General features: G+C 69.5%; 6 protein-coding genes and 1 pseudogene. All 7 read left to right on the top strand.

Translation table 11 applies throughout. From position 1 onward, the window contains the following. Positions 1-859: 859 nt before the first annotated feature. Positions 860-1,219: an NADH-quinone oxidoreductase subunit A gene (locus tag GT354_RS27035; protein WP_161358988.1), complete on the top strand. Its 360-nt coding sequence runs from the start codon at positions 860-862 to the stop codon at positions 1,217-1,219. A 209-nt stretch (positions 1,220-1,428) separates the two neighbouring features. Next, a pseudogene (locus tag GT354_RS27030) lies at positions 1,429-1,965 on the top strand (NADH-quinone oxidoreductase subunit B family protein); the annotation flags it as partial. Between the two features lie 158 nt (positions 1,966-2,123). Beyond that, positions 2,124-2,873 (top strand): NADH-quinone oxidoreductase subunit C, encoded by a 750-nt coding sequence (locus tag GT354_RS27025; RefSeq protein WP_161358987.1) that lies wholly within the window; start codon positions 2,124-2,126, stop codon positions 2,871-2,873. After that, entirely contained in the window at positions 2,873-4,216 is a 1,344-nt protein-coding gene (locus GT354_RS27020) for an NADH-quinone oxidoreductase subunit D (RefSeq protein ID WP_161358986.1), read from the top strand. The genes GT354_RS27025 and GT354_RS27020 overlap by 1 nt, the downstream gene beginning before the upstream one ends. Before the next feature lie 14 nt (positions 4,217-4,230). Next, positions 4,231-5,097 carry an NADH-quinone oxidoreductase subunit NuoE gene (gene nuoE / locus GT354_RS27015; protein WP_161358989.1) on the top strand — a complete coding sequence of 289 codons (867 nt, stop codon included), beginning with the start codon at positions 4,231-4,233 and terminating at the stop codon, positions 5,095-5,097. Then, a complete protein-coding gene (gene nuoF / locus GT354_RS27010) occupies positions 5,094-6,434 on the top strand; it encodes an NADH-quinone oxidoreductase subunit NuoF (protein WP_161358985.1) in 1,341 nt (446 codons plus the stop codon). The genes nuoE and nuoF overlap by 4 nt, the downstream gene beginning before the upstream one ends. Position 6,435: 1 nt before the next feature. Further along, positions 6,436-7,880, top strand: a 1,445-nt coding sequence (locus tag GT354_RS27005) for an NADH-quinone oxidoreductase subunit G (RefSeq protein ID WP_161358984.1), incomplete at its 3' end; no start/stop codon positions are given.

The following is a 7,880-nucleotide window of genomic DNA, read 5'->3' as shown; positions in this document are numbered from 1 at the left end:
CGCCGAGCTTTCCGTAACTGGCCGCGCCGTCCCGCCGAGCTTCCCGTCACTGGCTGCGCGTGTCGGCTGTGCTTCCGTGTCGGGCTCGCGCTGTCGGCTGTGCTCCCGTGTCGGGCTCGCGTGTGTCGGCTGTGATCGCATCGGCGCGGTGGCCGGGACCTGCGGGCGGCTGTGCCGCGACCCGGGCGACCCCGGGCGACCCCGGGCGACCCCTGGCCACCCCGCCCGCCCCATCCGCCCTCTCGCCCTCCGCTTTGGGTCGGCCCCCGCGCCGGCGCCTTGTTGGGTTCGGTGTGCTCGGCTTTGCCGCTTCGGCGGGTCTCTTGAGCGCCCCGCGCGGCTACTCGGCGCGCGCGTGATTCGGGAATGGTCCCTGCGCCCCCGCCCGCCCCCCGTCCGCCCCCGCCGTGTGGCTCCGCGTTGCCGGCGGCTGGGCCTTCGTCCGTCCCCGAGGGGCCACCGGCGGCTGCTGTGGAGGGGTTGCGTCGGCTGTACCGGCGGTGACGCAGTGCGAGCAACCAGCCGGACCAATTATCACAACTGATCATGGTCGCCAAATTTGATGAGCCTCAAGATCCGGTGTATAGGCCGATGGCGGTGCGGGGTGTCGCCGAACCAAGATCAACATCGTCCGTGAAAGGCCGAACGTTTCGGCGGCCAAAAATCTCACCGTGTGTGATTTTTGCCTACCTGCAACCGTTTCTGATCGATCATCAGGTGGTGAAGGTCACACCATGATCGTTCTGTACCCGTGTCGCAGATCACATCTGAAGGGGCCTAGTATGGGCGCCGTTCCGGCAGCTTGTGAACCCGGTCACATGCGTGACTTCGGGGGACTGAGAAGGGAGATGGGAGCGCGGTGAACCTGTACGCGCCGATCCTCGTGCTCGGGGGCATTGCCCTGGCCTTCGGAGTCGTCTCCCTCGTGATGGGAGCGCTTACCGGGCCCAAGCGTTACAACCGGGCGAAGCTCGAGGCCTACGAATGTGGCATCGAGCCGACGCCGCAGCCCGAGGGCGGCGGTCGATTCCCGGTCAAGTACTACCTGACGGCGATGCTCTTCATCGTCTTCGACATCGAGATCGTCTTCCTCTACCCGTGGGCCGTCTACTTCGACTCGCTCGGGATGTTCGGTCTCGTCGAAATGGCCCTGTTCGTCGCTGCGGTCTTCGTCGCCTATGCCTACCTGTGGCGTCGCGGCGGCCTCGAATGGGACTGACGACCGCCGGATCGGCGACGGCCGAACCGACGATCGCCGAACCGACGGCCTGGTAACCGACGGCTTCGTAACCGCCGAACCGACGACCGAAGCCCGCCGGACCGAAGCCCGCCGAACCGACGACCGAAGACCGAAAACCGCCGAACCGAAGACCGCCGAACCGACGACCGCGGGACTCACCAACGACTGACGGAGAGAGGCGCATCCGCGTGGGTATCGAGGAGAAGCTGCCCAGCGGCTTCCTGTTGAGCACCGTGGAAGGGCTGGCCGGCTACTTCCGCAAGGGATCGTTCTGGCCGGCCACGTTCGGTCTCGCGTGCTGCGCGATCGAGATGATGGCGACCGGAGCCGGCCGATACGACCTGGCCCGGTTCGGCATGGAGGTGTTCCGCGCCTCGCCGCGACAGGCCGACCTGATGATCGTCGCCGGGCGCGTGAGCCAGAAGATGGCGCCCGTCCTGCGGCAGATCTACGACCAGATGCCCAACCCCAAGTGGGTGCTGTCGATGGGCGTTTGCGCGTCCTCGGGCGGCATGTTCAACAACTACGCCATCGTCCAGGGCGTCGACCACGTGGTGCCCGTGGACATCTACCTCCCGGGCTGCCCGCCGCGGCCGGAGATGCTCATGGACGCGATCATCAAGCTCCGCGAGGAGATCCAGGCGATGCCGCTCGGCGTCAACCGCGAAAAGGCGGCCCGAGCCGCCGAACAGGCCGCCATGAAGGCGCTGCCCACCATCGAGATGCTGCCGGCGAGCGCGCGCCGAGGCGCGCACGAGCTCGACCCGGGCGTCCCCGTCGGCCAGGATCGGACCCCCTCCCAGGCGGAGGTCGATTCCCGGGCGCAGGCCGAGGCCCGAGCCCGCGCCGAAGCCCAGGTCCGCGCCACGTCGGGGGGCATCCGATGACCACTCCCGAGGAGAAGGCCCAGCTCCCGGTCCCGCGCGACGACCAGGGCGCCCCCACGGGCGAATCCATCGAGGTCCGCCACGGCATGTTCGGCGCGAGTGGATCCGGCGACACCTCCGGCTACGGCAAGCTCGTGCGCACGGTGGCGTTCCCCGGCCCGGCCGCCCGCCCGTACGGCGGCCCCCGCGGAAACGCCGACGGCGAGGGCGAGTTCGACCTCGTCGCCGACGAACTCTCCGGAGCCCTGGCCGAGGGCGGCATCGAGTTCGACGCCGCGATCGAGAAGGTCGTCGTCGACCGCGGCGAGATCACCTTCCACGTGCGCCGCGAGTCGCTGCCGCGGATCGCGCTGACCCTGCGCAACGACCCGGCCCTGCGCTTCGAACTGTGCAGCGGCGTCTCCGGCGTGCACTATCCGCAGGAGAGCGACCGCGAGCTGCACGCGGTCTACCACCTGCGCTCGATCACCCACAATCGGGCGATCCGGCTGGAGGTGAGCGTCCCCGACGCCGACCCCCACCTGCCGTCCCTCGTGAGCGTGTATCCCGCCCTCGACTGGCACGAGCGCGAGACCTACGACTTCTTCGGCCTGATCTTCGACGGCCACCCCGCGCTCACCCGCATCCTCATGCCGGACGACTGGCCCGGCCACCCGCAGCGGAAGGACTACCCGCTCGGCGGCGTGCCCGTCGAGTACAAGGGCGCCCAGATCCCGCCGCCCGACCAGCGGAGGTCGTACAACTGATGGCCGATCAGAGCACCACCACCCCGACCGCGCAGACCGCCCACGCGCGCGAGACGACCGAGGGCCGGGTCTACACGGTCACCGGCTCCGACTGGGACGAGGTCGTCCAGGCCGCCGCCGACGCCGACGAGCGCATCGTCGTCAACATGGGGCCGCAACACCCGTCCACGCACGGAGTGTTGCGGCTGATCCTGGAGATCGACGGCGAGACGGTCACCGAGGCCCGCTGCGGAATCGGTTACCTGCACACCGGCATCGAGAAGAACCTCGAATTCCGCAACTGGACCCAGGGCGTCACCTTCGTGACGCGCATGGACTACCTCATGCCACTGCACAACGAGACGGCGTACTGCCTTGCCGTCGAGAAGCTGCTCGGCATCGAGAACGACATCCCCGAGCGCGCCCAGGTGATCCGGGTTCTGCTCATGGAGCTCAACCGAATCTCCTCGCACATGGTCTGCCTGGCCACCGGCGGCATGGAGATCGGCGCGCTGACCGTGATGACCTTCGGGTTCCGCGACCGCGAACTGATCCTCGACGTCTTCGAGATGATCACCGGGCTGCGGATGAACCACGCGTACATCCGCCCCGGCGGCCTCGCGCAGGACCTCCCGCCGGGCGCCGTCGACAAGGTCCGCGAACTCCTGCAGATCCTCCCCGGCCGGATCCGCGAGTACGAACTCCTGCTCAACGACAACGCGATCTTCAAGGGCCGCACGGTGGGCATCGGCCACCTCGACCTCGCCGGCTGCATGGCGCTCGGCCTCACCGGCCCGGTGCTGCGCTCGACCGGGTTGCCGCACGACCTGCGCAAGACGCAGCCCTACTGCGGCTACGAGAACTACGAGTTCGACGTCGCGACCGTGGACACCTGCGACGCCTTCGGGCGCTACCTGATCCGCATCGAAGAGATGAAGCAGTCGCTGCGCATCGTGGAACAGTGCCTGGACCGACTGGCCCCCGGGCCCGTCATGGTCGGCGACAAGAAGATCGCGTGGCCCGCGCAACTCGCGCTCGGCCCCGACGGTCTGGGCAACTCGCTCGACCACATCCGCACCATCATGGGCACCTCGATGGAGTCCCTCATCCACCACTTCAAGCTGGTGACCGAGGGCTTTCGGGTGCCGCCGGGTCAGGCGTACGCGGCGATCGAGTCGCCCAAGGGCGAACTCGGGGTGCACGCGGTCAGCGACGGTGGCACCCGTCCCTACCGGGTGCACTTCCGCGACCCCTCGTTCAACAACCTGCAGGCCATGGCCGCCATGTGCGAAGGCGGCCAAGTGGCGGACGTGATCGTGGCGGTGGCGAGCATCGACCCCGTCATGGGAGGTGTCGACCGTTGAGTACGGACCTGGGCATGCCGATGCCCCCCGCGAAGCCGGCCCCGCCGTTTCCCCCCGAGGTGCGCGCGCGCCTGGAGGTGGACGCGAAGGAGGTGATCGGCCGCTACCCGCAAGCCCGTTCGGCACTCTTGCCGTTGCTGCACCTGGTGCAGGCCGAAGAGGGCTACGTGACCGGCACCGGGATCGAGTTCTGTGCCGACGTGCTCGGCCTGACCACCGCCGAGGTGTCCGCGGTCTCGACCTTCTACACGATGTATCGGCGGCGCCAGGGCGGTGACTTCCACGTCGGCGTGTGCACCAACACGCTGTGCGCGGTCATGGGCGGCGACGAGATCTTCGCGAGCCTCAAGGACCACCTCGGGATCGGCAACAAGGAGACCACCGCCGACGGCGTGGTCACCCTGGAGCACATCGAGTGCAACGCGGCGTGCGACTACGCGCCCGTGGTGATGGTCAACTGGGAGTTCTTCGACGACGCGACCCCGCAGTCGGCCAAGGAACTCGTCGACGGTCTGCGCGCCGGACAGGACGCGGTGCCCACCCGCGGCGCGCGGCTGTGCACCTTCCGCGACACCTCGCGCATCCTCGCCGGCTTCCCCGACGAGCGCCCGGGCGCGGTCGACGAGGGCGGCGCCGGCGGCGCCGCGAGCCTGGTCGGCCTGCGGATCGCCAACGGCACGCACACCGACACCCAGGCAACCCCCGCCCAGGTGACGCCGCCGCGCCGATCCACCGAGACGGCCGACGGCAGACCCACCGAAACCGCCACCGAACAACCCCCCGCGCCCAGTTCCCACGACGCCCCGGCCGAGACCGCCGAGTCGGACCCCGCCAACGCGACCCAACCCGACAAGGACAAGGACGGGGACCAAGCGCCGTGACGACCGACCCCTCCATCCTCACCCCGGTGCTCTCCGCCAACTGGGACGAGCACCAGCCCTGGTCCCTCGACACCTACCGCCGAGGCGGCGGGTACGAGGGCCTGACCAAGGCCCTGGCCATGCACCCCGACGAGGTCATCCAGACCGTCAAGGACTCGGGGTTGCGCGGTCGCGGCGGCGCGGGCTTCCCCACCGGCATGAAGTGGGGCTTCATCCCCCAAAACGACGGCAAACCGCACTACCTCGTGGTCAACGCCGACGAGTCCGAGCCGGGAACCTGCAAGGACATCCCGCTCATGTACGCCAACCCGCACGTGCTGATCGAGGGCGTGATCATCGCGTCCTACGCGATCCGCTCCGAGCACGCGTTCATCTACGTACGCGGCGAAGTGGTCCCGGTCCTGCGCCGCCTGCACAACGCGGTGCGCGAGGCGTACGCCGCCGGCTACCTCGGCAAGAACGTGCGGGGCTCGGGCTTCGACCTCGAACTCACCGTGCACGCGGGCGCCGGCGCGTACATCTGCGGCGAGGAGACCGCGCTCCTGGACTCGCTCGAAGGCCGGCGCGGCCAACCCCGACTGCGCCCGCCCTTCCCCGCGGTCGCCGGTCTGTACGCGTCCCCCACCTGCGTCAACAACGTCGAGTCGATCGCGTCCGTGCCCCCGATCCTGAGCAAGGGCGTCGAGTGGTTCCGCTCGATGGGCTCGGAGAAGTCGCCCGGCTTCACGCTGTACTCGCTCTCCGGCCACGTCAAGCGCCCGGGCCAGTACGAGGCCCCGCTCGGCGTCACGCTGCGCCAACTCCTGGACCTGGCCGGCGGCGTCCGCGAGGGACACCGGATCAAGTTCTGGACACCCGGCGGGTCCTCCACCCCGATGTTCACCGACGAGCACCTCGACGTGCCGCTCGACTACGAGGGCGTCGGCGCCGCCGGTTCCATGCTCGGCACCAAGGCGCTACAGATCTTCGACGAGACCGTGTGCGTGGTGCGCGCGGTCCTGCGCTGGACCGAGTTCTACGAGCACGAGTCGTGCGGCAAGTGCACGCCGTGCCGCGAAGGCACGTACTGGCTGACCCAGTTGCTCACCCGGCTCGAAGCCGGCCAGGGCACCGAGGAGGACCTGGAGACGTTGCTCGACGTCGCCGACAACATCCTCGGCAAGTCCTTCTGCGCACTCGGTGACGGTGCGGCGAGCCCGATCCAGTCCTCGCTCAAGTACTTCCGGGACGAGTACCTGGCGCACTTCGAGCACGGCGGCTGTCCCTTCGACACTGCGGCATCCACCGCATGGGCGAAGACAGCCTTGGCTTCAACCGGGGCAGGAGCGCACAGCTGACATGACCGTCACCACCAACACCGCGGCAGGCGGCCCACCGGCCCCCAAGCCCGAGGACCTCGTCACCATCTCGGTGGACGGAATCGACGTCAGCGTGCCCAAGGGCACGCTGGTGATCCGGGCCGCCGAGCTGATCGGCATCCAGATCCCGCGCTTTTGCGACCACCCGCTGCTCGACCCCGTCGGCGCGTGCCGGCAGTGCCTCGTCGACGTCGAGGGTCAACGCAAGCCGCTCGCGTCGTGCACCACCACCGTCACCGACGGCATGGTGGTGCGCACCCAGCTCACCTCTCCGATCGCGAAGAAGTCGCAGGACGGGGTGATGGAGCTGCTGCTCATCAACCACCCCCTCGACTGCCCCGTGTGCGACAAGGGTGGCGAGTGCCCGCTCCAGAACCAGGCGATGGGCGCGGGACGCTCCGTCTCGCGCTTCGCCGAGGTCAAGCGGACCTTCCCCAAGCCGCTGCGGATCTCCTCCGAGGTCCTCCTCGACCGCGAACGCTGCGTCCTGTGCGCCCGGTGCACGCGCTTCTCCGAGCAGGTGGCCGGCGACCCGTTCATCGCGCTGATCGAACGCGGGGCCCTCCAGCAGGTCGGCATCTACGAGAAGCAGCCCTTCGAGTCCTACTTCTCCGGCAACACGATCCAGATCTGCCCGGTCGGCGCCCTCACGTCGGCCGCGTATCGCTTCCGGGCCAGGCCGTTCGACCTGGTGTCCTCCCCGACCGCGTGCGAGCACTGCGCGTCCGGGTGCTCGCTGCGCGCCGACCACCGGCGCGGCAAGGTGCTGCGCCGGCTCGCGGGCGACGAGCCCGAGGTCAACGAGGAATGGAACTGCGACAAGGGCCGCTTCGCCTTCCGCTACGCCACCCAACAGGACCGGCTCACCTCCCCTCTCATTCGTGACGAGGAGACCGGCGAGCTGGTTCCCGCGTCGTGGTCCGAGGCGCTGACCGTCGCCGCGCGCGGTCTCGCCGCCGCACGAGGCAACGCCGGCGTCCTGGTCGGCGGCCGCGCCACGCTGGAAGACGCGTACGCCTACGGCAAGTTCGCGCGCGTTGCGCTCGACAGCAACGACATCGACTTCCGCGCCCGCGCGCACTCCGCGGAAGAGGGGGAGTTCCTCGCGGCGCACGTGGCCGGCACCGGACTGGGCGTCACCTACGCCGATCTGGAGAAGGCCCCCGGCGTCCTGCTCGTCGGCTTCGAACCCGAGGACGAGTCGCCGATCGTCTTCCTGCGGCTGCGCAAGGCCGCGCGCAAGGGCACGCTCAAGGTGTACGGCATCGCGCCGTTCGCGTCGTCGGGCCTCAAGCGGATGAGCGGCACGCTGCTGCGGGCCGCCCCCGGCACCGAGCCCGAATGGCTGGCCGCCCTCGCGGACCCGGCCGTCGACGGCGAACTCGCCCGCACCGCGGCCGAGATCCTGCGCACGCCCGGCGCGAT

The organism is Streptomyces sp. SID3343, from assembly GCF_009865215.1.
Lineage (GTDB): Bacteria > Actinomycetota > Actinomycetes > Streptomycetales > Streptomycetaceae > Embleya.
Note: the sequence above shows the minus strand (reverse complement) of the source record. Positions and strands in the feature narration are given on the sequence as shown.

Excerpts from the sequence above, each read along its gene's own strand:
- nuoE (WP_161358989.1), top strand. The coding sequence starts at position 4,231 with ATGCCGATGCCCCCCGCGAAGCCGGCCCCGCCGTTTCCCCCCGAGGTG.
- GT354_RS27020 (WP_161358986.1), top strand. The coding sequence starts at position 2,873 with ATGGCCGATCAGAGCACCACCACCCCGACCGCGCAGACCGCCCACGCG.
- GT354_RS27025 (WP_161358987.1), top strand. The coding sequence starts at position 2,124 with ATGACCACTCCCGAGGAGAAGGCCCAGCTCCCGGTCCCGCGCGACGAC.